At 68.1% G+C, this 23,523-nt stretch carries 23 protein-coding genes; 18 read left to right on the top strand and 5 right to left on the bottom strand.

The window, feature by feature from the left end:
- Positions 1–93: 93 nt before the first annotated feature.
- The 12 genes from ACW9UL_RS05010 to ACW9UL_RS04955 all read left to right on the top strand — a co-directional run bounded on the left by ACW9UL_RS05010 (position 94) and on the right by ACW9UL_RS04955 (position 13,530).
- Entirely contained in the window at positions 94–507 is a 414-nt protein-coding gene (locus ACW9UL_RS05010; RefSeq protein WP_397496190.1) for an ACT domain-containing protein, read from the top strand.
- The gene (locus tag ACW9UL_RS05005) at positions 507–1,109 is read left to right on the top strand and encodes a LysE/ArgO family amino acid transporter (protein WP_122108325.1); all 603 of its coding nucleotides are present in this window, start codon (positions 507–509) and stop codon (positions 1,107–1,109) included. Before ACW9UL_RS05010 ends, ACW9UL_RS05005 begins: the two co-directional genes overlap by 1 nt.
- Before the next feature lie 39 nt (positions 1,110–1,148).
- Positions 1,149–2,105, top strand: coding sequence for a LysR family transcriptional regulator (locus ACW9UL_RS05000; RefSeq protein WP_457789275.1), 957 nt, complete (start codon positions 1,149–1,151; stop codon positions 2,103–2,105).
- Positions 2,106–2,195: 90 nt separating this feature from the next.
- Positions 2,196–2,372: a hypothetical protein gene (locus ACW9UL_RS04995; protein WP_021444121.1), complete on the top strand. Its 177-nt coding sequence runs from the start codon at positions 2,196–2,198 to the stop codon at positions 2,370–2,372.
- Positions 2,373–2,486: 114 nt separating this feature from the next.
- Positions 2,487–2,714 carry a DUF2790 domain-containing protein gene (locus ACW9UL_RS04990; protein ID WP_021444122.1) on the top strand — a complete coding sequence of 76 codons (228 nt, stop codon included), beginning with the start codon at positions 2,487–2,489 and terminating at the stop codon, positions 2,712–2,714.
- Between the two features lie 375 nt (positions 2,715–3,089).
- Complete coding sequence (putA, locus tag ACW9UL_RS04985) at positions 3,090–7,025, top strand: trifunctional transcriptional regulator/proline dehydrogenase/L-glutamate gamma-semialdehyde dehydrogenase (protein WP_457789273.1); 3,936 nt, start codon at positions 3,090–3,092, stop codon at positions 7,023–7,025.
- 115 nt (positions 7,026–7,140) lie between these two features.
- Positions 7,141–7,932, top strand: a complete 792-nt coding sequence (gene proC / locus ACW9UL_RS04980; protein ID WP_457789271.1) for a pyrroline-5-carboxylate reductase — start codon at positions 7,141–7,143, stop codon at positions 7,930–7,932.
- Between the two features lie 423 nt (positions 7,933–8,355).
- A complete protein-coding gene (gene arcD, locus ACW9UL_RS04975; RefSeq protein ID WP_021443089.1) occupies positions 8,356–9,783 on the top strand; it encodes an arginine-ornithine antiporter in 1,428 nt (475 codons plus the stop codon).
- 16 nt (positions 9,784–9,799) lie between these two features.
- A complete protein-coding gene (gene arcA / locus ACW9UL_RS04970; RefSeq protein WP_457789268.1) occupies positions 9,800–11,050 on the top strand; it encodes an arginine deiminase in 1,251 nt (416 codons plus the stop codon).
- A 67-nt stretch (positions 11,051–11,117) separates the two neighbouring features.
- Positions 11,118–12,128: an ornithine carbamoyltransferase gene (locus tag ACW9UL_RS04965; RefSeq protein WP_021443087.1), complete on the top strand. Its 1,011-nt coding sequence runs from the start codon at positions 11,118–11,120 to the stop codon at positions 12,126–12,128.
- A gap of 59 nt (positions 12,129–12,187) precedes the next feature.
- Positions 12,188–13,114 (top strand): carbamate kinase, encoded by a 927-nt coding sequence (gene arcC / locus ACW9UL_RS04960; RefSeq protein ID WP_457789267.1) that lies wholly within the window; start codon positions 12,188–12,190, stop codon positions 13,112–13,114.
- Positions 13,115–13,164: 50 nt separating this feature from the next.
- Positions 13,165–13,530, top strand: coding sequence for a DUF5064 family protein (locus ACW9UL_RS04955; RefSeq protein ID WP_021443085.1), 366 nt, complete (start codon positions 13,165–13,167; stop codon positions 13,528–13,530).
- Positions 13,531–13,641: 111 nt separating this feature from the next.
- On the opposite strand, the gene lpdA is transcribed toward ACW9UL_RS04955, so the two are convergent.
- Both lpdA and ACW9UL_RS04945 read right to left on the bottom strand, forming a co-directional pair.
- The gene (gene lpdA / locus ACW9UL_RS04950; protein ID WP_457789265.1) at positions 13,642–15,042 is read right to left on the bottom strand and encodes a dihydrolipoyl dehydrogenase; all 1,401 of its coding nucleotides are present in this window, start codon (positions 15,040–15,042) and stop codon (positions 13,642–13,644) included.
- Entirely contained in the window at positions 15,039–16,244 is a 1,206-nt protein-coding gene (locus ACW9UL_RS04945) for an MFS transporter (protein ID WP_457789263.1), read from the bottom strand. The genes lpdA and ACW9UL_RS04945 overlap by 4 nt, the downstream gene beginning before the upstream one ends.
- Before the next feature lie 84 nt (positions 16,245–16,328).
- Here ACW9UL_RS04945 and ACW9UL_RS04940 point away from each other — a divergent pair, with 84 nt between their 5' ends.
- Together ACW9UL_RS04940 and ACW9UL_RS04935 are read left to right on the top strand one after the other, a co-directional pair.
- A complete protein-coding gene (locus tag ACW9UL_RS04940; protein ID WP_457789261.1) occupies positions 16,329–16,877 on the top strand; it encodes a PaaI family thioesterase in 549 nt (182 codons plus the stop codon).
- 77 nt (positions 16,878–16,954) lie between these two features.
- The gene (locus ACW9UL_RS04935; RefSeq protein WP_457789260.1) at positions 16,955–17,530 is read left to right on the top strand and encodes a TetR/AcrR family transcriptional regulator; all 576 of its coding nucleotides are present in this window, start codon (positions 16,955–16,957) and stop codon (positions 17,528–17,530) included.
- A 26-nt stretch (positions 17,531–17,556) separates the two neighbouring features.
- Here ACW9UL_RS04935 and ACW9UL_RS04930 read toward each other — a convergent pair whose 3' ends face one another.
- Entirely contained in the window at positions 17,557–18,351 is a 795-nt protein-coding gene (locus ACW9UL_RS04930) for an SDR family NAD(P)-dependent oxidoreductase (protein ID WP_457789258.1), read from the bottom strand.
- Positions 18,352–18,691: 340 nt separating this feature from the next.
- Between ACW9UL_RS04930 and ACW9UL_RS04925 the strand changes: the two genes are divergently transcribed.
- The 4 genes from ACW9UL_RS04925 (at position 18,692) to ACW9UL_RS04910 (ending at position 21,938) form a co-directional block, all read left to right on the top strand.
- Positions 18,692–19,498: an outer membrane protein OmpK gene (locus tag ACW9UL_RS04925; protein WP_457789256.1), complete on the top strand. Its 807-nt coding sequence runs from the start codon at positions 18,692–18,694 to the stop codon at positions 19,496–19,498.
- Between the two features lie 70 nt (positions 19,499–19,568).
- A complete protein-coding gene (locus ACW9UL_RS04920) occupies positions 19,569–20,333 on the top strand; it encodes a phytanoyl-CoA dioxygenase family protein (RefSeq protein ID WP_457789254.1) in 765 nt (254 codons plus the stop codon).
- Positions 20,334–20,561: 228 nt separating this feature from the next.
- On the top strand, positions 20,562–21,410 hold the full coding sequence (locus ACW9UL_RS04915) for an EamA family transporter (protein ID WP_457789252.1): 849 nt from the start codon (positions 20,562–20,564) through the stop codon (positions 21,408–21,410).
- A 54-nt stretch (positions 21,411–21,464) separates the two neighbouring features.
- Positions 21,465–21,938: an LEA/WHy family protein gene (locus tag ACW9UL_RS04910; RefSeq protein WP_457789250.1), complete on the top strand. Its 474-nt coding sequence runs from the start codon at positions 21,465–21,467 to the stop codon at positions 21,936–21,938.
- Positions 21,939–22,008: 70 nt separating this feature from the next.
- On the opposite strand, the gene ACW9UL_RS04905 is transcribed toward ACW9UL_RS04910, so the two are convergent.
- Entirely contained in the window at positions 22,009–22,425 is a 417-nt protein-coding gene (locus tag ACW9UL_RS04905) for a CBS domain-containing protein (RefSeq protein WP_457789248.1), read from the bottom strand.
- 128 nt (positions 22,426–22,553) lie between these two features.
- The gene (locus ACW9UL_RS04900) at positions 22,554–23,333 is read right to left on the bottom strand and encodes a gamma-glutamyl-gamma-aminobutyrate hydrolase family protein (RefSeq protein WP_397496177.1); all 780 of its coding nucleotides are present in this window, start codon (positions 23,331–23,333) and stop codon (positions 22,554–22,556) included.
- Positions 23,334–23,523: the final 190 nt, after the last annotated feature.

Genomic DNA, 23,523 nt, shown 5'->3' with positions numbered 1-23,523 from the left:
GATTTACCTAATGAGAGATCAGCAATATTGGTTTCTCTTATACCGCCACAGCCGCCAGACTCGCCAGCACTCAGCCCATTTCAGGAGCCTGCCATGTCCGGCGAAACCAACCTCGCGCGCCTGCTGCAGAGCATGACGCCACACCTCAACCCGGGGCAGTACGTGTTCTGCTGCGTCGCCGCCGATCGCGACTGCAGCGCCCTACAGCCGCTGGCCAGCATGCGCGAAGGCGAAGGCCTGAGCCTGGTGCTGCCGCGCGAAGTCGCCGATGCCCATGGCCTGAGCTACGACTACGTCGCCGCCTGGATCACCCTCGAGGTGCACTCCTCGCTGGCGGCGGTGGGCCTGACCGCGTCCTTCTCCGCCGCCCTGGCCCAGGCCGGGATCAGCTGCAACGTGATCGCCGGCGTTCATCACGACCACCTGTTCGTGCCCCTCGAACGGGCCGAGAAGGCGCTGTCGACCCTGCACGCCCTGGCAGCGGCGTCCATGCCGGAGCCCCGGTGATGTGGCAGAGCTATAGCAACGGCCTGCTGGTGGCCATCGGCCTGATCATGGCCATCGGCGCGCAGAACGCCTTCGTCCTGGCGCAGAGCCTGCGCCGCGAACATCACCTGCCGGTGGCGGCGCTGTGCATCCTCTGCGACGCCGTGCTGGTGGCCGCCGGCGTGTTCGGCCTGGCCGCGCTGCTGGCGCAGAGCCCGACGCTGCTGGCCATCGCCCGCTGGGGCGGCGCCGCGTTTCTGATCTGGTACGGCAGCCAGGCCCTGCTGCGCGCCGCGCGCCCGCAGTCGCTGCAGGCCGTCGACAGCCCGCCGCGCTCGCTGCGCGCGGTGCTGCTCGCCGCCCTGGCGGTGACCCTGCTCAACCCGCACGTGTACCTGGACACCGTGCTGCTGATCGGCTCGCTCGGCGCCCAGCAGCCGGTACCCGGCGCCTATGCCGCCGGCGCCGCCAGCGCGTCCCTGCTGTGGTTCGCCAGCCTGGCCCTCGGCGCCGCCTGGCTCTCGCCCTGGCTGGCGCGACCGCTGACCTGGCGGCTGATCGACCTGGGCGTGGCGGCGATGATGTTCGCGGTGGCCGCGCAGCTGATGCTGGGGGCTCTGTAGTCGCGCATAATCCCCTGGCCTCTTACGCCAGGAGCAACAATGGATACCTTGCACAGCATGCGCGTGTTCGTCCGGGTGATCGACGACGGCAGCTTCACCGCCGCCGCCCAGGCGCTGGATTTGTCCACCGCGCAGGTGTCGCGGCTGGTCGCCGATCTGGAGCAGCAGCTGCAGGCACGCCTGCTGCATCGCACCACCCGGCGCCTGGCGCTGACCGAGACCGGCGAGCGCTACCTGGAGCGCTGCCGGCAGATTCTCGCCCAGGTCGACGAGGCCGCCGCCGAGGCGCGTGGCGCCCACCTCACCCCCAGCGGCCGGCTGCGCGTGCACACCATGACCGGCCTCGGCCTAAAGCACCTGACGCCGCTGATCGCGCGCTACGCCGAACGGCATCCGCAGGTGGTGGTGGAACTGACCCTGGCCCAGCGCACCCCGGACCTGCTGGAAGACGGCCACGACGTGACCATCGCCTTCGCCCGCGACCTGCCCGACTCGCAACTGGTGGCGCAGCGCCTGGGCCCGGTGTACAGCGTGCTGTGCGCCGCACCCAGCTACCTGGCCGAGCACGGCGTGCCGCAGCAGCCGGGCGATCTGCAACGGCACCGTTACCTGCGCCTGACCGACCCGCTGTACCGCGGCCAGTGGGATTTCGGCGACGAGCAGCTGGACGCCCTGCCGGCCGAGAGCTTCCAGGTCAACGTCGCCGAGGCGCTGGTCAAGGCGGCGCAGGCGGGCATGGGCTTCTGCCTGCTGCCCTCGTTCGTCGCCAGCCAGCCGCTACGCGAGGGGCGCCTGCTGCGCATCCTGCCGCAGCACCGCCTGCGTGCCCTGAGCATCTACGCACTGTACCCGTCGCGGCGCTTTCTCGACGCCAAGACGCGCACCTGGGTGGATTTCCTCAAGGCCGAGCTGCCGCCGCTGCTGGCCGCCGACGAAGCGGTGCTGGACGACCCGGCCTGCTGGGCGGAGGCCGGGCAATTGTTACGTCACAGGTAAAGGTCATTCACCTGTCGCTGTCTGTTTCATGGTCCTGCGCGCCACTAGCATGGCTGCGAACCCACGAAGAATCCGCCAGAGGATCGCCCCATGAAACAGCTTCTCACTGCCGCCAGCCTGACCCTCGCCACCCTGCTCGCCGCCCAGGCCTGCCTGGCCGAGGAATCTTCCGCCTTCGTCGAGCACCACGCAAAGCTGCAGCAAAACGCCGGCTCGGCGCAGCAGCAGGCGCAACGCACCGCCGACGCCTCCCAGCAACAGGGCTGAGCCGTTCCTCCCGGCGTCGACCAGCCAGCTCCTCGTCGACGTCCCTGGGCCGCCTGCGCGGCCCCTTTTATTCACTCGCGGCGGCGTGCCAGCCGCTGCCGATTCGAGGTCACGATGAAGCATCTCGCCTGGTTATTCCCCCTGTCCTTCGCCGCTGCCCTGGCCCACGCCGACGAACCGCAGCATTACCACTACGGCATGCACCTGGACGTGGCCAAGGTCATCAGCCAGAGCCTGCCGCACGGCTGCGAGGTGGGCGAGGCACGCATGGTCTACCTGGACTCGCAAGGCCGGCAGCACAGCCTGATCTACCAGCGCCAGGGCGAGGACTGCCATTACTGAGCGCGTCACACGCCCACTGATCGGAGACCGGCTCCGCCCTGCTACAAAGTTCTCTGACAAGGCTACCCTGAGTGGGTAGCACCCATCCCTCCCTGCCCCTCCAGGCGAGCGAATTCGGTTGCACCCAAGCAACGTGAGGCCAGTCAGATCGCAGCAGGCGCAGCCATGTCGAGCCCTAACCGCCCATCGCGACAGCATCCCCCTCGAATCCCGCGCCCCCTGAAAACCTGGCTTAGGCCAAATTTCAAACACCCGAATCAACGTCCGTCGCACCAAGCGAAATCAAAGGTTGCACCTGGTTGCACCCAAGATGGATGCGGGTTTAATCTCCCGCAGCTTTTTTTGCCGTGCATCACCTGACAAGTAGGACTCCCCATGGCCACCACCACCCTTGGCGTAAAACTCGACGATGCCACCCGCGACCGCCTGAAGCAGGCCGCCCAGTCCATCGACCGCACCCCGCACTGGCTGATCAAGCAGGCGATCTTCAATTATCTGGAGCAGATCGAGGGTGGCCTGACCCCCGCCGAGCACGCCGGCCTGGCCGCTGCCGCCGGCGAGGAGGCGGTGGAGCACCTGAACGAGGCGGGCCTGCAGGTGTTCCTCGACTTCGCCGAGAGCATCCTGCCGCAGTCGGTGCTGCGCGCCGCCATCACCGCCGCCTACCGCCGCCCGGAAACCGAGGCGCTGCCGATGCTGCTGGAGCAGGCGCGTCTGCCCAAGGCGCAGGCCGAAGCGGCCGACAAGATGGCCTTGGGGATTGCCGAGAAGCTGCGCAACCAGAAGAGCGCCGGTGGCCGCCAGGGCCTGGTGCAGGGCCTGCTGCAGGAATTCTCCCTGTCGTCGCAGGAAGGCGTGGCCCTGATGTGTCTGGCCGAGGCGCTGCTGCGCATCCCGGACAAGGCCACCCGCGACGCCCTGATCCGCGACAAGATCGCCAACGGCAACTGGAGCCAGCACCTGGGCCAGAGCCCGTCGATGTTCGTCAACGCCGCCAGCTGGGGTCTGCTGATCACCGGCAAGCTGGTCGCCACCCATAACGAGGAAGGCCTGTCGTCCTCGCTCAACCGCCTGATCGGCAAGAGCGGCGAGCCGGTGATCCGCAAGGGCGTGGATATGGCCATGCGCCTGATGGGCGAGCAGTTCGTCACCGGCGAGACCATCGGCGAGGCCCTGGCCAACGCCAGCAGCATGGAAAGCAAGGGCTTCCGCTACTCCTACGACATGCTCGGCGAAGCCGCGCTGACCGAGGAAGACGCCAAGCGCTACCTGGCCTCCTACGAGCAGGCCATCCACGCCATCGGCAAGGCCTCCCACGGCCGCGGCATCTACGAAGGCCCGGGCATCTCGATCAAGCTCTCGGCGCTGCATCCGCGCTACAGCCGCGCCCAGTACGACCGGGTGATGGACGAGCTGTTCCCGATCCTGCTCGGCCTGACCAAGCTGGCCAAGCAGTACGACATCGGCCTGAACATCGACGCCGAGGAAGCCGACCGCCTGGAAATCTCCCTCGACCTGCTCGAGCGCCTGTGCTTCGCCCCCGAGCTGGCCGGCTGGAACGGCATCGGCTTCGTCATCCAGGCCTACCAGAAGCGCTGCCCCTACGTGATCGACTACGTCATCGACCTGGCCAAGCGCAGCCGCCATCGCCTGATGATCCGCCTGGTCAAGGGCGCCTACTGGGACAGCGAGATCAAGCTGGCCCAGGTGGGCGGTCTGGAAGGCTACCCGGTGTACACCCGCAAGCCGTACACCGACGTGTCCTACATCGCCTGCGCGCGCAAGCTGCTGGCCGTGCCGGAAGCCATCTACCCGCAGTTCGCCACCCACAACGCCCACTCGCTGTCGGCCATCTACCAGCTCGCCGGGCAGAACTACTACCCGGGCCAGTACGAGTTCCAGTGCCTGCACGGCATGGGCGAGCCGCTCTACGAGCAGGTGGTCGGCTCGCTCAAGGACGGCAAGTACGCTCGTCCGTGCCGCATCTACGCCCCGGTCGGCAGCCACGAGACGCTGCTGGCCTACCTGGTGCGTCGCCTGCTGGAAAACGGCGCCAACACCAGCTTCGTCAACCGCATCGCCGACCACAGCATCTCGCTCAAGGACCTGGTGCTCGACCCGGTGCAGCAGGTCGAGCAGATGGCCGCCCAGGAAGGCACCCTCGGCCTGCCGCACCCGCGCATCCCGCTGCCGCGCGATCTGTACGGCGAGGCCCGGCTGAACTCCGAAGGCATCGACCTGGCCAACGAACACCGCCTGGGCTCGCTGTCCTCGGCGCTGCTGTCGTCGACCAACAATAGCTATGTCGCCGGCCCGATCCTTGGTTGCGACACGCCCAATCCGGGCCCGGCCGAGCCGGTGCGCAACCCGGCCGATCAGCGCGACCTGGTCGGCCATGTGCACGAGGCCAGCGAGGCCGACGTCAAGAGTGCGATCCTCTGCGCCCAGTCCAGCGGGCAGATCTGGCAGTCGACCCAGCCGGCCGAACGCGCTGCTGTGCTGGAGCGCGCCGCCGACCAGATGGAAGGCGAGATGCAGCAGCTGATGGGCCTGCTGGTACGCGAATCCGGCAAGACCTTCGCCAACGCCATCGCCGAAGTGCGCGAGGCGGTGGACTTCCTCCGCTACTACGCGGCGCAGGCGCGCAGCTTCAGCAATGACAGCTACCGCCCGCTGGGCCCGGTGGTGTGCATCAGCCCGTGGAACTTCCCCCTGGCGATCTTCACCGGCCAGGTGGCCGCTGCCCTGGCCGCCGGCAACACCGTGCTGGCCAAGCCGGCCGAACAGACCCCGCTGATCGCCGCGCAAGCCGTGCGCATCCTGCTCGAAGCCGGCGTCCCCGGCGGTGCCGTGCAGCTGCTGCCGGGCCGCGGCGAGACCGTCGGCGCCCGCCTGGTGGGCGACGAGCGGGTGCGCGGGGTGATGTTCACCGGCTCCACCGAAGTGGCCGGCATCCTTGCGCGCAACATCGCCGGGCGCCTGGACGCCCAGGGCCGCAGCATTCCGCTGATCGCCGAGACCGGCGGCCTCAACGCCATGATCGTCGACTCCTCGGCGCTGGCCGAGCAGGTGGTGGTCGACGTGGTCAACTCCGCCTTCGACAGCGCCGGCCAGCGTTGCTCGGCGCTGCGCGTGCTGTGCGTGCAGGCCGACGTGGCCGACCGCGTGGTGGCAATGCTCAAGGGCGCCATGGCCGAGTACCGCGTCGGCTCGCCGGAGCGCCTGCACACCGACATCGGCCCGGTGATCGACCACGAGGCCAAGGACAACATCGACAACCATATCGCCAAGCTGCGCGAGAAGGGCCGCAAGGTGTTCCAGTGCGCCCGCTTTGAGGCCGAGGAGCTCAAGCGCGGCACCTTCGTGGTACCGACCCTGATCGAGCTGGACAGCTTCGACGAGCTCAAGCGCGAGATCTTCGGCCCGGTGCTGCACGTGGTGCGCTACCAGCGCGCCGACCTGGCCAAGCTGCTGCAGCAGATCAACGACAGCGGCTACGGCCTGACCCTGGGCGTACACACCCGCATCGACGAGACCATCAACCAGGTGGTCAGCAGCGCCAAGGTGGGCAACCTGTACGTCAACCGCAACGTGGTCGGCGCCGTGGTCGGCGTGCAGCCGTTCGGCGGCGAAGGCCTGTCCGGCACCGGCCCCAAGGCCGGCGGCCCGCTGTACCTGTACCGCCTGCTGTCGACCCGTCCGCAGGAAGCCGTGGCCCAGCAGCTGGCCGGCGACAATGTGCAGGTGCTGGACGTGCCGGCCGAGCTGGCCAAGGCGCGCGCCGCCTTCGCCGAGTGGGCGGCCAAGCAGGAGCCGGCCGTTGCCGCGCTGTTCGAGCAGTACCTGGGGCTGACCCAGAGCTACAGCAGCCACCTGCTGAGCGGCCCGACCGGCGAGCGCAACAGCTACACCCTGCTGCCGCGCGAGCGCGTGCTGAATCTCGCCGACGAGCGCGGCGACCTGCTGGCGCAGCTGGCCGCCACCCTGGCCGTGGGCAGCCATGCGCTGTGGCTGGAAAGCCAGCGCAGCCTGTACGCCGAGCTGCCCAAGGAGGTGCAGAAGCGCATCGCGCTGGTCGCCGACTGGAGTACGGTCGACGCCGAGTTCGACGCCATCCTGCATCACGGTGATTCCGACCAGCTGCGCGAGGTCTGCCATCAGGCGGCGCAGCGCAAGGGCGCCATCGTCAGCGTGCACGGCCTGAACAAGGGCGAAACCGATATCCCGCTGGAACGCCTGCTGATCGAGCACGCCCTGAGCGTCAACACCGCGGCAGCCGGCGGCAACGCCAGCCTGATGACCATCGGCTGATGGCCCGTGCCCGGTCGCCGCGAGGCGGCCGGGGTTTGCCGAAACCTTGCCCGGGAAAGCGGCCTGAAAGCTTTCCCGGGCATGCTGCGCCCGCCAAAGGGCTTCAAGGAACAGCATGAACGTACTCTTTATCGGCTACGGCCGCATGGGCAGCGCCATCGGTGCGGCCTGGCTCGAGGCCGGCCTGGCCCAGCGCCTGGTCGCGGTCGACCCGCACGCGCCGGCCGACGCCGCCGTCGCCCATTACCCGGCGCTGACCCAGGTGCCGGCCCAGCCCTTCGATCTGATCCTGGTCGCTACCAAACCCGGCCATGCCTGTCAGGTGCTCGGCGAGTTGCCCGACGCCCTGTGCCAGCACGCCGTGGTGGTGTCGGTGGCCGCCGGCGTCACCTGCGCCAACCTCACCGCCGCCCTGCGCGGACGCTGCCCGGTGGTACGCGCCATGCCCAACACCCCGGTGCTGGTCGGCGCTGGCTGCACCGGCCTGTATGACGACGCCGAGCTGGATAGCGGCAAGCGCGAGCTGATCGGCCGCCTGTTCGGCGCCGTCGGCAGCGCCAGCTGGGTCGAGCGCGAGGAACTGCTGGACGCGGTCACCGCCATCTCCGGCAGCGGCCCGGCCTACTACCACCTGTTCAGCGAGGCGCTGGCCGATGCCGGTATCGCCCTCGGCCTCACTCCCGAACTGGCCAGGACCCTGGCGGCGCAGACCGCCTTCGGCGCGGCCTCGCTGCAGACCCAGGCCGGTGCGGATTTCGTCGAACTGCGCACGGCGGTGACTTCGCCCAACGGCACCACCGCCGCCGCCATCGCCGTCTTCGAACAGGATCAGGCCCTGCGCCGCCTGGTCGCAGCGGCGGCGCAAGCGGCCCAGCGCCGCTCCCAGGAGCTTTCCCAAGGCGCCTGACCGGCCGCGCCAATTGGCGCGGCCAAGCGCGACACGGCTGCCTGCAGTGGGCTACCCGCCCGGTGTCGCGTTTCCTCCTCTCCGGGCTCGTTTCGAGTCCAGGCACCAGCCTACCCGGCCAGTGCAGCAGCGGGGCCATCCGCCCCGCTCACCCCTCTCCCTGGCCGGCCCTGGCTGGGAAAAATTTCATTTTGCCGTCCTTGCATTGCCATAAAAGCTGACTAGCGTTTCAACAGTCGGGCGTCGCACAACGCCCGGCGCAGAGCTGTCTTCCTGCCCCTCAGGTGCTCTTCTTCACTAGTAAATGGCCAGCATGGAAGCGCGCTTGCACAGTTGCCAGCAGCCCGATTGACGCAGATCAGCACGGCTGCCCATCCAAACGCGCTCAATACCGTAGTCGCTCCCCGACATGGAGGTAACGAGATGTCCGATTCGACCCAGAAACTGCGCCTGGCCGCCCTGATCGCCCTGGTGGTCGGCTCCATGGTCGGCGGCGGGATCTTCTCCCTGCCGCAGAACATCGCCGCCAGCGCCGGCGCCGGCGCCACCCTGATCGGCTGGCTGATCACCGGGGTGGGCATGCTGATGCTGGCCTTCGTGTTCCAGACCCTGGCCAACCGCAAGCCCGAGCTCGACGGCGGGGTGTACGCCTACGCCAAGGCCGGCTTCGGCGACTACATGGGCTTCTCCTCGGCCTGGGGCTACTGGATCAGCGCCTGGATCGGCAACGTCAGCTACATGGTGTTGCTGTTCTCCACCCTCGGCTACTTCTTCCCGGTGTTCGGCGAAGGCAACACCCTGCCGGCGGTGATCTGCGCCTCGGTACTGCTCTGGCTGCTGCACTTCCTGGTGCTGCGCGGAATCAAGGAAGCGGCCTTCATCAACACCATCACCACCATCGCCAAGATGCTGCCACTGGCGCTGTTCATCGTCATCGCCGCGGTGGCGTTCAAGCTCGACGTGTTCACCAACGACTTCTGGGGCAGCGGCAACCCCGAGCTGGGCAGCGTGATGGACCAGGTGCGCAACATGATGCTGGTCACCGTCTGGGTGTTCATCGGCATCGAGGGCGCGAGCATCTTCTCGGCCCGCGCCGAGAAGCGCAGCGACGTCGGCAAGGCCACGGTGATCGGCTTCATCGGCGTGCTGCTGCTGCTGGTGCTGGTCAACGTGCTGAGCCAGGGCATCATGGCCCAGGCCCAACTGGCCGGGCTGAAGAACCCGTCGATGGCCGGCGTGCTGGAGCAGGTGGTCGGCCCCTGGGGCGCCCAGTTGATCAGCATCGGCTTGCTCGTATCCCTGGCCGGAGCCCTGCTGTCCTGGACCCTGCTGTGTGCCGAGATAATCTACTCCTCGGCCAAAGATCACACGATGCCGGAGTTCCTGCGCAAGGAGAACGCCAACCACGTCCCGGCCAACGCCCTGTGGCTGACCAATGGGCTGATCCAGCTGTTCCTCATCGTCACCCTGTTCAACGCCTCCACCTACCTCAGCCTGCTGTACCTGGCCACCTCGATGATCCTGGTGCCCTACTTCTGGTCCAGCGCCTATGCGCTGCTGCTGGCCTGGCGCGGCGAGACCTACGAGACCGCCGGCGGCGAGCGCAACAAGGACCTGCTGATCGCCCTGATCTCCACCCTCTACGCCGTGTGGCTGGTGTATGCCGCCGGCGTCCAGTACCTGCTGCTCTCCGCCCTGCTCTATGCCCCAGGCGCGATCCTGTTCGCCAAGGCCAAGCGCGAGCTGGGGCAGCCCATCTTCACCGGCGTCGAAAAACTGATCTTCGTCGTCGTGCTGATCGGTGCCGCCATCGCCGCCTACGGGCTGTACGACGGTTTCCTGAGTCTCTAGCGAGAAGGAGTTCGATATGTCCAAGAAAGCCCTCGGCGTCCATTCGGAAGCCGGCAAACTGCACAAGGTGATGGTCTGCTCGCCGGGCCTGGCCCACCTGCGCCTGACCCCGAACAACTGCGACGAACTGCTGTTCGACGACGTGATCTGGGTGTCCCAGGCCAAACGTGACCACTTCGACTTCATGACCAAGATGCGCGAGCGCGGCATCGAGGTGGTGGAGATGCACAACCTGCTGGAAGAGACGGTGAGAAATCCCCAAGCGCTGAAGTGGATTCTCGACCGCAAGATCACCCCCAACAGCGTCGGCCTCGGCCTGCAGGGCGAGGTGCGTTCCTTTATCGAGGGCCTGGAGCCGCGCAAGATCGCCGAGTTCCTCATTGGCGGGGTATCCGGCGCCGACCTGGTCAGGCACAAGGACTCCGACGCGGCGAAGATGTTCAACGCCTACCTGGGCGAGTCCAGCTTCGTCTTCCCGCCGCTGCCCAACACCCAGTTCACCCGCGACACCACCTGCTGGATCTACGGCGGCGTCACCCTCAACCCCATGTACTGGCCGGCGCGCCGCCAGGAAACCCTGCTGACCACCGCCATCTACAAGTTCCACCCGGACTTCGTCGGCGAGCAGTTCGAGATCTGGTACGGCGACCCGGATCAGGATCATGGCGCCGCGACCCTGGAGGGCGGCGACGTGATGCCGATCGGCAACGGCACCGTGCTGATCGGCATGGGCGAGCGCACCTCGCACCAGGCCATCGGCCAGGTCGCCCAGGCGCTGTTCGCCAAGGGCGCAGCCGAGCGGGTGGTGGTGGCCGGGCTCGGCAAGTCGCGCGCGGCCATGCACCTGGACACCGTGTTCAGCTTCTGCGACCGCGACCTGGTGACCGTCTTCCCGGAAGTGGCCAACTCCATCGTGCCCTTCGTCCTGCGCCCGGACGAGAGCCGCCCCGGCGGCATCGACCTGCGCCGCGAGGACAAGTCCTTCCTCGACGTAGTCGCCGAATCGCTCAACCTGAAGAAACTGCGCGTGGTGGAAACCGGCGGCGACGCCTACGAGGCCGAGCGCGAGCAGTGGGACGACGGCAACAACGTGGTCTGCCTGGAGCCGGGCGTGGTGGTCGGCTACGACCGCAACACCTACACCAACACCCTGCTGCGCAAGGCCGGCGTCGAGGTGGTGACCATCAGCGCCAGCGAACTGGGGCGTGGCCGCGGCGGCGGCCACTGCATGACCTGCCCGATCATCCGCGACCCGATCGATTACTGAACAAGCCAGCCCCGGCGGTCATCCACCGCCGGGCGCCGTTTTCAGCTGCCCACAAGGAGAAAGAATCATGGCTTTCAACATGCACAACCGTAACCTGCTCAGCCTGATGCACCACAGCACGCGTGAGCTGCGCTACCTGCTCGACCTCTCGCGCGACCTCAAGCGCGCCAAGTACACCGGCACCGAGCAGCAGCACCTCAAGCGCAAGAACATCGCGCTGATCTTCGAGAAGACCTCCACCCGCACCCGCTGCGCCTTCGAGGTGGCCGCCTACGACCAGGGCGCCAACGTCACCTATATCGACCCGGGCTCCTCGCAGATCGGCCACAAGGAATCGATGAAGGACACCGCCCGCGTGCTCGGGCGCATGTACGACGCCATCGAATACCGCGGCTTCAAGCAGGAAATAGTCGAGGAATTGGCCAGCTACGCCGGCGTACCGGTGTTCAACGGCCTGACCGACGAATACCACCCGACGCAGATGCTCGCCGACGTGCTGACCATGCGCGAGCACAGCGACAAGGCCCTGCACGAGATCAGCTACGCCTACCTGGGTGATGCGCGCAACAACATGGGCAACTCGCTGCTGCTGATCGGCGCCAAACTGGGCATGGACGTGCGCATCGCCGCGCCCAAGGCGCTGTGGCCGAGCGACGAACACGTCGCCGCCTGCAAGCAGTTCGCCGAGGAAAGCGGCGCACGCATCACCCTCACCGAGGACGCCAAGGCAGCGGTCAAGGGCGTGGACTTCGTCCACACCGACGTCTGGGTGTCTATGGGCGAGCCGGTCGAGGCCTGGGGCGAACGCATCCAGGAGCTGCTGCCCTACCAGGTCAACATGGCCATCATGAAGGCCACCGGCAACCCGCGGGCCAAGTTCATGCACTGCCTGCCGGCCTTCCACAACAGCGAGACCAAGGTCGGCAAGCAGATCGCCGAGCAGTACCCGCACCTGAAGAACGGCATCGAGGTCACCGAGGACGTGTTCGAGTCGCCCTACAACATCGCCTTCGAGCAGGCGGAAAATCGCATGCACACCATCAAGGCGATATTGGTCTCGACCCTGGCCGATATCTGACGCCCTAGAACCGTAGCCCGGATGAAAGCCGGGCTACGGCCTCGAACAAGGAGAACACCATGCGACTCGTCATCGCCCTGGGCGGCAACGCCCTGCTTCGCCGCGGCGAAGCCATGACCGCGGAAAACCAACGGGAAAACGTGCGAATCGCCTGCGAGCAGATCGCCAAGGTGGCGCCCGGCAACGAACTGGTGATCGCCCACGGCAACGGCCCGCAGGTCGGCCTGCTGGCCCTGCAGGGCGCCGCCTACGACGCCAGCAACCCCTACCCGCTGGACGTGCTCGGCGCCGAGACCGAAGGCATGATCGGCTACATGATCGAACAGGAGCTGGGCAACCTGCTGCCGTTCGAGGTGCCCTTCGCCACCATCCTCACCCAGGTCGAGGTGGACAGCGCCGACCCGGCCTTCAGGAAGCCGACCAAGCCGATCGGCCCGGTCTACGACAAGGCCGAGGCCGAGCGCCTGGCCGCCGAGAAAGGCTGGAGCATCGCCCCGGACGGCGACAAGTTCCGCCGCGTGGTGGCCAGCCCACGGCCACAGCGCATCTTCGAGATCCGCCCGATCAAGTGGCTGCTGGAGAAAGGCAGCGTGGTGATCTGCGCCGGCGGCGGCGGCATCCCGACCATGTACGACGGCAACAAGCTGCGCGGCGTCGAGGCGGTGATCGACAAGGACCTGTGCTCGGCGCTGCTGGCCGAACAACTGGCCTGCGAGCTGCTGGTGATCGCCACCGACGTCGACGCCGCCTATGTCGACTGGGGCAAGCCGACGCAGAAATCCATTGCCGCCGCCCACCCCGACGAGATCGATAAGCTCGGCTTCGCCGCCGGCTCCATGGGGCCCAAGGTGCAGGCCGCCTGCGAGTTCGCCCGCAACACCGGCAGCACCGCGGTGATCGGCTCGCTGGAAAACATCGAGGCCATCGTCCAGGGCACCTCGGGCACCCGCATCAGCCTGGACTGCGACGGCATCCGCTACCACTGACCCCGGCGCGGGGCCATGACCCCGCTCGCCACGTTGCAGGGACGTTCAGCATGTTCACCCCAGGCCATCTGCACCGCGACAACCTCGACCGCCCGGAAAGCCTGCGTCTGGCGCCGCCCTTCTCCGTCGACTTCTACTACCAGGTGCGCCAGGACCCGGCGCAGGGCCCGATGCTGCATATGCGCCTGGTCGGCGAGGTGCAGGGCCGGCATTTCGACGAGGAGTTCGAGCTGCACCGCGACGTCGCCTTCAACTTCGCCAGCGCCGCCACCCGCGTCGCCGCCCGTCACGGCCTGCCGATCAACGCCAGCCCGGTGATGCGCGGCCACGACGAGTACGACAAGGTGTTCGCCGATATCCGTGCCAAGCTGCATGCCAAGCCGGGCGAAACGGTGAATCTCGATCACGTGCTGTGAGCGCCGTAGCCCGGATGAAATCCGGGCTGGCTGATCGACGCACAACGCTCGCAGGACGCGCGTCGCGCAGCGCCTGCCGGACACTCGGCGCTGCTGACGCGCAGGGCGCCCCTATGCCTGCATGGTCCAGCCGTGCACGCCCATCGCCGCCTGGCGCCCGGCCTCCGAGCGGGTCGGGTGCGGGTGGCAGGTCAGGGCGATGTCCTCGGCCGAGGCGGAGAACTCCATGGCCACGCAGTATTCGCCGATCAGCTCGCCGACGCTCGGGCCGATCATGTGCACGCCGAGAATCTGATCGGTAGTGGCGTCGGCGAGAATCTTCACGAAGCCTTCGGTCTCGTGGTTGATCTTCGCCCGGCTGTTGGCGCTGAAGGGGAACTTGCCGACCTTGTAGGCGCGGCCTTCGGCCTGCAGCTCCTCCTCGCCCTTGCCGACGCTGGCCACCTCAGGGCGGGTGTAGATCACCCCGGGGATCACCCCGTAGTTGACCTCGGCCGCATGCCCGGCGATGCGCTCGATGCAGGCCACCGCCTCGTCCTCGGCCTTGTGCGCCAGCATCGGCCCGGAGGTGACGTCGCCGATCACCCACACGCAGGGCACGCCGCTCTGATGTTTGTCGTTAGCGAGCATGCCGCGCCGGTCGGTGCTCAGGCCGACGCTCTCCAGCCCGAGCCCTTTGGTGTAGGGGCGGCGGCCGATGGCCACCAGCACGTAGTCGGCTTCCAGGCTTTCCGCCGCGCCGCCGGCGGCCGGCTCCAGGCTCAAGGTCACCCCTGACTTGCCGGTCTTGGCAGCGGTGACCTTGGTGCCGAGCTTGAAACTCATGCCCTGCTTGCCCAGGGTGCGCTGCAGGGTCTTGGCGGTCTCGCCATCCAGCCCGGGGCAGATGCGCTCGAGGTATTCCACCACGGTGACCCGGCTGCCCAGGCGACGCCATACCGAGCCCAGCTCCAGGCCGATCACCCCGGCGCCGATCACCACCAGGTGCCCCGGCACCTCGGGCAGCGACAGCGCGCCGGTGGAATCGAGGATGCGCTGGTTGTCGATCTCCACGCCCGGCAAAGGCGTCGGTTCGGAGCCGCTGGCGATGACGATGTTCTGCGTCTCGAGCAGGCGTTCGCCGCCCTCGTGCAGCTTGACCTGCACCCGCCCCGGGCCGTCGATGCGCGCCCAGCCCTTGACCCACTCCACCTTGTTCTTGCGAAACAGGAATTCCACGCCCTTGGTCAGGGCTTCGACGCTGCCTTCCTTCTGTTTCATCATCTGCGGCAGGTTCAACTGCGGCGTCACCTCCACCCCCAGCGCACTCAGCTCGCCGCCGGCCGCTGCCTCGTACAGCTCGGAGGCATGCAGCAGGGCCTTGGACGGCATGCAGCCGACGTTCAGGCAGGTGCCGCCGAGGGTCTCGCGGCCCTCCACGCAGGCCACCTTGAGCCCCAGTTGGCCGGCGCGGATAGCGGCGTTGTAGCCGCCGGGGCCGGCGCCGATGATGACCACGTCGTAGCTGCTCATGACGAAACTCTCCTTGCCTCAGAAAATGCGCTCGGGCGGGCGCGCAACAGATGGAAGCCGGTGAACGCCAGCGCGGCGAACAGGGCTTGCAAGGCAACCATAGGCCAGGCCGAGCCATCCTGCAGCCAGGCCAGCAACAGGCCGCTCACCGTCGCCCCGCTCATCTGCGCGAAGCCCATCAGCCCGGCCGCCAGCCCGGCGCGCTGCGGGTTGGGAAGCACCGCGCCGGCCACCGCCGCCGGCAGCAGCATGCCGCCGCCCAGGGTCACCAGCACCTGCGGCAGGGACAGGCCGAGCAGCGACAGGCCAAACAGCACATAGATCGCCAGGGACAGGGCGGCGCCTGCCAGCACCAGCGCCACGCCGATGGCCACCACTCGCTGAGGGCCCAGGCGCTGCACGTTGCGCAGGGTGAACAGGGCGCCGCCGAGCAGGCCCGAGACGATGGCCGCGAAGGTCATGCCGTACTGCGCCGCGCTCAGCCCGAGCAGGCCGATATAGACCGCCGAGGAGCCGGCCACCACGACGAACATGGCGCCGTAGGTCATGGCGATGGTCAGCGCCAGCGCGCGGCAGCTGCCCAGCAGATCCCAATAGTCGCCCGCCAGACGACTCAAGCGCCCGGCCTGCGGGTCGCGCTGCAAATGGCTCTCGCGGTAGCTGCCGAGCACCGCCAAGAGCGCCACGCCGCCCAGCACCAGGCTGGCAACCAGCGGCGCCCGCCAGCCGCCGTACTGGGTCAGCAGACCGCCGAGCAGCGGCGACAGGACGATGGCGACGAACATGCCCAGTACCGTCAGCGCCAGGGCCGGCCCCGCCTCGGCCTGCCACACGTCGCGCACTATGGCGCGCGCCAGCACCAGCGCGGCGCAGGCGCCGAAGCCCTGCAGCACACGGGCGGCGATCAGCGTCTGGATGTTCTCCGCCAGCAGCATGCCCAGGCTCGCCAGCAGGTACAGCGAGAGTCCGGCCAGCAGCACCGGGCGCCGGCCGAGACGGTCGGACAGCGGGCCGAGCAGCAGCTGGCCGAGACCGAAGGCGGCGACGAACAGCGACAGCGCCAGCAGGCTGCTGCCCGGCGCAGCGTGCAGACCGCGCTCCAGGGCGCCGAGCGCGGGAATCAGCAACTGGGTGGAGATTTCCCCCAGGGCGGTGAGCAGCATCAGGAGCAGCAGCAACAGACGGGAGGGGGACGGACGCATGGCGAATCTCTGGCTCGGGGTATTTATATTTCAACCATAATATGAAAGATTAAATGTCGTCCATCATAAAATTGGGAGACCCGCATGAACCCGCAAGACCGCGATACCCGTCTGGCCGCCTGGCACGCCGAAGAACAGGCGCTGCGCGCCAATCTCGCCGCCCCCGGCACCCTGGCCCTGGCCGAGGTGGCCAGCATGGCGCCCATGGACTTCTTCGACCGCATCGGCCGCGGCGAGCTGCCCAGCCCGCCCTTCGGCCAGCTGCTGGATTTCGTGCCGCTGCAGTGGGCCAGCGGTCGTTTCGTCTTCCAGGGCACGCCCGATGCGCGTCACTACAACCCACTGGGCAGCGTGCACGGCGGCTATATCGCCACCCTGCTCGACTCCTGCATGGGCTGCGCGGTGCACACCCTGCTCAAGCCGGGCCAGGGCTACACCACCAGCGACCTGCGCGTCAGCTACATCCGCGCCCTGCGCAGCGGCGCCGGCCCGGTGCGCGCCGAGGGCCGCATCATCCACCTCGGCCGCTCCACCGCGCTGGCCGAAGGACGCCTGTACGACGTCGACGAGCGCCTCTACGCCATGGCCTCCACCACCTGCCTGATTCTCGATATGGCGCCGCCGGCGCCCTGAGTGCACAACGCGGTCGCGCCAAGGCGCGGCCGCGGGTGTAAGATGACAGCCAACATCTGAATCATCCGGAGCACCCCATGCGCTATTCGGAAGACCACAAGGCCAAGACCCACCAACGCATCATCGACGAGGCCGCGCTGCGCTTTCGCCGCGACGGCATCGGCGCCACCGGCCTGCAGCCGCTGATGAAGGCCCTGGGCCTGACCCACGGCGGCTTCTACGCCCACTTCAAGTCCAAGGACGAGCTGGTGGAGACCGCCCTGCGCCATGCCGTGCAGGACCTTGCCAGCAACACCGAACAGCAGGCCGAGAAGTCCGAGGCGCCGCTGCCGCGCTTTATCGCCAGCTACCTGTCCAGCGCGCACCGCGCCAACCCCGGCGCCGGCTGCCCGCTGCCGACCATGTCGGCCGAGCTGGGCCAGCGCGGCGAGGCCAGCGAGATCACCGACGCGCTGATCCGCAATCGCCTGGCGCTGATCGAAGACAACCTCAAGGGCGACGACGCCGCCGAACAGAGCGTGCTGCTGCTCTCGGCCATGGTCGGCGCCCTGCTGCTGTCGCGCAGCGTCAAGGACCCCGAGCTGTCCGACCGCCTGCTGAAGACCACCCGCCGTCTGCTGATCGAGCAGGCGCAGGACGCTCAGCAACAATAGGGGCGCCTGAGCGGCGCCCCGCGCGCTTATTTGTAGCGCGCCGCCGCCTGGCTATGCGACAGGTTCGGCCCCAGCGCCGCGCGGGCGGCGACGAAGGTGTCCCAGTCGGCGGCATCCGGTAGCGAGGGGATGGTCACCAGCTCGCCCTGATCGAAACCGGCCAGCGCCGCGTCGACCATCTCGCCCACCTCCATGATCATCGACGGCGGCAGCGCCGAGGCATCGGTGCCGCTGCGCTCCCAGATCTCGGTGCGGGTCACCCCCGGCAGCACCGCCTGCAGCTGCACGCCCGAGCCGCGCAGTTCGCCGGCCAGGGTCTGGGTCAGGCTCAGCACATAGGCCTTGGTGGCGCTGTACACGGCGTTGAACATCTCCGGCGCCAGCGCCACCACCGAGCCGATATTGACGATGGCGCCACGCCCGGCCTGGCCGAAGCTGGCGGCCGCGGCGGCGGCCAGATGGGTCAGGGCCACCACGTTGAGCTGGATCATCGCGCCCACCTGTTCCAGGTCGGCGCCGGCCAGCGGCCCGTTCATCGCCACCCCGGCATTGTTCACCAGCAGGCCGATGCGCGCGTCCTCGCGCAGACGCTGTGCCACCTTGCGCACGTCGGCCGGCACGGTCAGGTCGGCCGGCATCACCTCGACGGCGACGCCGTACTCGCCGCCCAGGCGCTCGGCCAGGGCCTGCAGGCGCTGGGCGTCGCGCGCCACCAGCAGCAGGTCGTGACCACGCCGAGCCAGGCGCTCGGCATAGGTGGCACCGATGCCGGAAGAGGCGCCGGTGATCAGGGCGGTGGCGGGTTTGCTTGCAGCGTTCATAGCGTTCTCCATGAAGAGGTTTGAGCGGGCCAATTAGATTACAGTCATAATCCTAATCGCCTATATGAACCTCGTCATACTGCTCGTCAATGGCCTTTCCACTCCAGCCGACCAATGACCGCCACGGCCGTGCGCACCAACTTATGGCCGTTTCTGTCCCAGCGGTCAGCAAAAGGTGCACGAACGGCCGCCATCCTGCGCCGAAATGCAAGCCATCCGATTGATTTGCAAGGTCTATCGCCAATCACGAGAATTGGCGCCGTTTTTGCTCTAGCTGCACCAGCCTGACCAAGCAGACAGGTTTACAACCATAACGACACGCTACACACCAGGAGCCTTCATGAACCGCACCCTTTCTTCGCTGATCCTCGCCGGCGGCCTGCTGGCGGGCGGCCAGGCCGTCGCCGGCGACCTGCTGCACTGGCAGGACAACAGCCTGACCTACCTCTACGGCCAGGACTTCAAGATCGACCCGGAGATCCAGCAGACCGTCACCTTCGAGCACGCCAGCGGCTGGAGCTTCGGCGACCTGTTCATCTTCGTCGACGCGATCAAGTACAACACCGACGCCCGCAACGGCGCCGGCGACGGCCATACCTTCTACGGCGAGTTCAGCCCGCGCTTCTCCCTGGGCAAGCTCAGCGGCGCCGACCTGTCGTTCGGCCCGCTCAAGGACGTGCTGATCGCTACCACCTACGAGTTCGGCGAGGACGACGTCGAGTCCTACCTGATCGGCCCGGGCTTCGACCTGGCCATCCCCGGCTTCGACTACTTCCAGCTCAACACCTACCTGCGCACCACCGATGGCAGCCGTCCCGGCGACAACGTCTGGCAGATCACCCCGGTGTGGAGCTACACCATCCCGGTCGGCGAGTCCGACATCCTCATCGACGGTTTCATGGACTGGGTGGTGGACAACGACGAGAACAGCCGCGGCGACTACCACGCCAACCTGCACTTCAACCCGCAGATCAAGTACGACCTGGGCAAGGCGCTGAAGTGGGGCGAGAAGCAGCTGTACGTCGGCGTCGAGTACGACTACTGGAAGAACAAGTACGGCATCAAGGACGGCGGCTTCGTCAGCACCAACTTCGTCGGCCCGACCGACCAGAACACCGCCAGCCTGCTGGTCAAGGCGCACTTCTAAGCACCACCGAGGACTGGGCAACGCCGCTTGCGAGTGCCAGCATGCTCTGGTCACCTTCGGGAGCGGCGCCATGCCCGAGCTCATCGCCAGCCACACCGCCGAACGGCTGCAGGCCCTGCACCAGCAGGGCTTCGTCCTGCTGCCCGGGGTGCTGGAGGCGCCACGCATCGCCGCGCTGCGCACCGCCATCGATGCCCTGCGTCCCATCCACTGGGACTACCAGGGCAGCCTCGACCACTACAAGTGCCTGTTCAACCGCGACCCGTTCTGGCTGCCCTACCTCGACCTGCCGCAGGTGATCGAGCTGGCCGAAGCGGCGCTGGGCGAGGATTGCCACGTGATCGGCCAGACCGCCTGGCGCTGCCACCCCGGCTTCGTCGGCAGCGAGCTGCATCTGGACCATCTGCTGATGGCGCTGCCGCCGAGCCTGCTGGACGATCCCGCCTTCGAGCTGCCGATGCAGATCTGCACCGCCCAGCTCTATCTCGACGACATCGACGCCGAGCTGGCCCCGACCCGGGTCATCCCCGGCAGCCACCGCGCCGGCCGGCCGCCCGCTGCCGGCGAGCGTCACTGGCGTGGCCGCGAGCCCGAGCCGATCTTCTGCCGCGCCGGCGATCTGCTGTTCTTTCGCAGCGAGCTGTGGCACGCCGGCAGCCCCAACCTGAGCCGCACGCGCAGCCGCTATCTGCTGCAGATCCATTATGGCCGGCGCATGGTGGCGCAGAAGTTCTCGCCCTACCTGCACTTTCGCTTCGACCCGGCGGTGCTGGCCGCCTGCACCCCACGCCAGCGGCGCCTGCTCGGCGATCACGCCGAGGCCGAGTACGACTGAGCGCCGACGCAGTTGCGACCTTCGGCCAATCCCATCCATCGCTGCGCTGTGCTTAGCTGGCGGTCACGCCCTTAGAGCCTGCTCAAAGCCTCGCGAGCTAGAGCAATGCAAGGCAAAAACAGGCGAGGAAGCGGAGTGTACTTTTGTACATGAGCATTCCGAGCCTGTTTTTAACGCAGCAGTGCCGACGCGCAGCAGGCTTTGAACAGACTCTCACAAGGATGGCCGATGCCCCCGCGTATCCTGCTGCTCACCGCCCTGGCCATGCTGGCCTTCGCCGGCAACTCGCTGCTGTGCCGCCTGGCCCTGCGCGAGACGGCCATCGACGCCGCCAGTTTCACCGCCATTCGTCTCGTTTCCGGGGCGCTGACGCTCTGGCTGCTGCTGCGCCTGCGCACGGCGCGCCAGCCCATGGCCGGCAACTGGCCGGGGGCGCTGGCGCTGTTCGCCTACGCCGCGGCCTTCTCCTTCGCCTACCTGCAGCTGGACACCGGCGTCGGCGCCCTGCTGCTGTTCGGCGCGGTGCAACTGAGCATGCTGCTCTGGGGCCTGTGGCGCGGCGAACGCCTGGGCCTGGCGGCCAGCCTCGGCACCGCCCTGGCGGCCGGCGGCCTGCTTGCGCTGCTGCTGCCCGGCGCCAGCGCGCCGCCGCTGACGGCCGCCCTGCTGATGCTGCTGGCCGGTATCGCCTGGGGCGGCTACTCGCTGCTCGGGCGCGGCCAGGGCGACCCGCTGGCGGTGACCGCCGGCAATTTCCTGCGCGCCGCACCGCTGGCCCTGCTCCTGGCCCTGACGCTGCTGCCGCGGTTGAGCTGGGACGGCGCGGGGCTGTGCTACGCCCTGCTGTCCGGCGCGCTGACCTCGGGCGTCGGCTACGCCATCTGGTACAGCGCCCTGCCCGGCCTGCGCGCCAGCCAGGCCGCCACCGTGCAGCTCAGCGTGCCGATCCTCGCCGCCCTCGGCGGCGCCCTGCTGCTCGGCGAAGCGCTGAGCCTGCGTCTGCTGCTCAGCGCCGGCGCGGTGCTCGGCGGCATCGCCCTGGTGCTCGGCAGTCGGCAACGCAAGGCCGGGGGCTAAAGCGGCTGGCGACGGTCTTCTATGCTGTAGCCAATGCTCATCCGGAAGATCGCCATGCCCCGTCTGTTTCGCCTCTGTTTTATCCTGCTGCTCGCCCTGGGCCTGGGCGCCTGCGCCAGCCTGGGCCAGCGCGACCCGCTGCGCATCGACCTGGCCGGGCTGGAACCCTTGCCCGGCCAGGGCCTGGAGATGCGCTTCGCGGTCAAGCTGCGGGTGCAGAATCCCAACGACAGCCCGGTGGACTTCGACGGCGTGGCGCTGGAGCTGGAAGTCAACGGCCAGCCGCTGGCCAGCGGCGTGAGCGACCAGCGCGGCAGCGTGCCGCGCTTCGGCGAGACCCTGATCAGCGTGCCGGTGAGCATTTCCGCCTTCTCCGCCATGCGCCAGGCCTGGGGCGCCACCGACTACCGCCTGGGCCAGGGCCTGCCCTACGTGCTGCGCGGCAAGCTGGCCGGCGGCCTGTTCGGCACCCGCCGGTTCAGCGACAGCGGCACCCTGGACTGGCCGGAGCCGCCGCGCGTCTACTGACAGGCCGCGCACGCCAACCCTTTTGGTGCACCCGCTCGGCGCCGCCGCACCAGGACGGCGCGCCTGTGCCTCAGGCCGCCTGAGCCCGGCCCTGCAGCAGCTTGTCCAGCTGCTGCAGCAGATGGCGACGGCTGATCACCCCGAGCACCCGGCCACAGGCGTCGACCACCGGGTAGTTCTTCGGCTTGTCGCCGAGCATCTGCTGCACCAGTGCCATGGGGTCCATGTCGGCGCGCACGCTGAGCACGTCGCGGCGCATGATGTCGCCGACCGTGGCCACCCGCTGGTTGTAGTAGGCCACCTGGATCGCCACCTTCAGGCATTCCTGCTCGGACAGCCAGCCGAGCAGGCGGCCGTCGCCGTCGGTCACCGGGCCGCCGAGCAGCTCGTGGCGCATCAGTTTGGCGACCGCCTTGACCACGGGCATATCGGGATGGATGCGGGCGAAATCCCGGCTCATGCAGTCGGCGATGGAGGCAGTGATCATCGAGGTGGTCCTTGTGCGATTGGAGGAAGCGCCCGGGGACATGGCCCGGACGCTCAGCCGCTAGCAAGTTCCACGCCCTTTCCTGACAGATCGACGCAGGACGCGCCGGGAACCGCCTCTTGGAGGGCTCAGCTCTGTTCGGCGACGCGGCGCCGGCAGGCCTCGCCGAAGGCCTGGAAGATCTTCACCGAGTCGGGGTTGGCGGCGGCGCGCCATTCCGGGTGCCACTGCACCGCCAGCAGGAAGGGCGACAGGCTGGGGGCGTGAATGGCCTCGATCAGGCCGTCCTCGGCGCTGGCCAGCACTTCCAGGCCCTGGCCCAGGTTGCGGATGGCCTGGCCATGCAGGGAGTTGACGCGGATCTCCGGCTGCCCCAGCAGCTCGGCGAACCAGCTCCCGGGCACCGGGTACACCGCATGGCGCGGCGCGTACTGCACCTCCACCGGGTCATCGGGGTTCTCCCGGTGGTCGTGGTAGCCGGGCTCGGCATAGACCTTCTGGAAGATGTCGCCGCCCAGGGCCACGTTGATCTCCTGCATGCCGCGGCAGATGCCGAAGATCGGCAGGCCGCGCGCGAGGGCGGCGCGGATCAGCGGCAGGTCGAACAGATCGCGGTCGCGATCCTGGGTCTTGTTCGGCGTCTCGTTTTCCTGGCCGTAGAGCGCCGGGTCGATATTGCTGCCGGCGCCGGTCAGGTACACGCCGTCGGCCATGTCCAGGTACTGCTCGAGGTCAGCCGTGCCGCAGCAGGTCGGCACCAGCAGTGGCACGCAGCCGGAGAGCTCGACCAGCGGCTGGATGTATTTGTGGGTCATCACTTGATAGTCGTGGCCCTTGCGCTCCTGAGCGCCCATGGACATCAACACGACGGGTTTGCGCGGGGTACTGCGGATTTTCTTGTCGGACATACGTCACCTTGGGACAGGCCGGGCCTGTCGTTGCTGTGCAGGCCGGTGGCTGTCGCCGACTGCGGCCTGTTTGGCTAACTCCGTGCACCCGGGCTCGTCCTGAGCCGGGGTGCCGCCTTCCGACGGCGGCGCGAAACCGGGCCTTGGCGACTCTGCGCAAAGGGGCGCCACAGGAGCGCCCGCCACCCGG

The organism is Pseudomonas sp. PL-6, from assembly GCF_054110165.1.
The sequence above is the reverse complement of the archived record's forward strand: the minus strand, read 5'-3'. Positions and strand labels throughout refer to the sequence as shown.

Coding starts and splice junctions, on each gene's coding strand:
- ACW9UL_RS05010 (WP_397496190.1), top strand. CDS start 94: ATGTCCGGCGAAACCAACCTCGCGCGCCTGCTGCAGAGCATGACGCCA.
- ACW9UL_RS05005 (WP_122108325.1), top strand. CDS start 507: ATGTGGCAGAGCTATAGCAACGGCCTGCTGGTGGCCATCGGCCTGATC.
- ACW9UL_RS05000 (WP_457789275.1), top strand. CDS start 1,149: ATGGATACCTTGCACAGCATGCGCGTGTTCGTCCGGGTGATCGACGAC.
- ACW9UL_RS04995 (WP_021444121.1), top strand. CDS start 2,196: ATGAAACAGCTTCTCACTGCCGCCAGCCTGACCCTCGCCACCCTGCTC.
- ACW9UL_RS04990 (WP_021444122.1), top strand. CDS start 2,487: ATGAAGCATCTCGCCTGGTTATTCCCCCTGTCCTTCGCCGCTGCCCTG.
- putA (WP_457789273.1), top strand. CDS start 3,090: ATGGCCACCACCACCCTTGGCGTAAAACTCGACGATGCCACCCGCGAC.
- proC (WP_457789271.1), top strand. CDS start 7,141: ATGAACGTACTCTTTATCGGCTACGGCCGCATGGGCAGCGCCATCGGT.
- arcD (WP_021443089.1), top strand. CDS start 8,356: ATGTCCGATTCGACCCAGAAACTGCGCCTGGCCGCCCTGATCGCCCTG.
- arcA (WP_457789268.1), top strand. CDS start 9,800: ATGTCCAAGAAAGCCCTCGGCGTCCATTCGGAAGCCGGCAAACTGCAC.
- ACW9UL_RS04965 (WP_021443087.1), top strand. CDS start 11,118: ATGGCTTTCAACATGCACAACCGTAACCTGCTCAGCCTGATGCACCAC.
- arcC (WP_457789267.1), top strand. CDS start 12,188: ATGCGACTCGTCATCGCCCTGGGCGGCAACGCCCTGCTTCGCCGCGGC.
- ACW9UL_RS04955 (WP_021443085.1), top strand. CDS start 13,165: ATGTTCACCCCAGGCCATCTGCACCGCGACAACCTCGACCGCCCGGAA.
- lpdA (WP_457789265.1), bottom strand. CDS start 15,042: ATGAGCAGCTACGACGTGGTCATCATCGGCGCCGGCCCCGGCGGCTAC.
- ACW9UL_RS04945 (WP_457789263.1), bottom strand. CDS start 16,244: ATGCGTCCGTCCCCCTCCCGTCTGTTGCTGCTGCTCCTGATGCTGCTC.
- ACW9UL_RS04940 (WP_457789261.1), top strand. CDS start 16,329: ATGAACCCGCAAGACCGCGATACCCGTCTGGCCGCCTGGCACGCCGAA.
- ACW9UL_RS04935 (WP_457789260.1), top strand. CDS start 16,955: ATGCGCTATTCGGAAGACCACAAGGCCAAGACCCACCAACGCATCATC.
- ACW9UL_RS04930 (WP_457789258.1), bottom strand. CDS start 18,351: ATGAACGCTGCAAGCAAACCCGCCACCGCCCTGATCACCGGCGCCTCT.
- ACW9UL_RS04925 (WP_457789256.1), top strand. CDS start 18,692: ATGAACCGCACCCTTTCTTCGCTGATCCTCGCCGGCGGCCTGCTGGCG.
- ACW9UL_RS04920 (WP_457789254.1), top strand. CDS start 19,569: ATGCCCGAGCTCATCGCCAGCCACACCGCCGAACGGCTGCAGGCCCTG.
- ACW9UL_RS04915 (WP_457789252.1), top strand. CDS start 20,562: ATGCCCCCGCGTATCCTGCTGCTCACCGCCCTGGCCATGCTGGCCTTC.
- ACW9UL_RS04910 (WP_457789250.1), top strand. CDS start 21,465: ATGCCCCGTCTGTTTCGCCTCTGTTTTATCCTGCTGCTCGCCCTGGGC.
- ACW9UL_RS04905 (WP_457789248.1), bottom strand. CDS start 22,425: ATGATCACTGCCTCCATCGCCGACTGCATGAGCCGGGATTTCGCCCGC.
- ACW9UL_RS04900 (WP_397496177.1), bottom strand. CDS start 23,333: ATGTCCGACAAGAAAATCCGCAGTACCCCGCGCAAACCCGTCGTGTTG.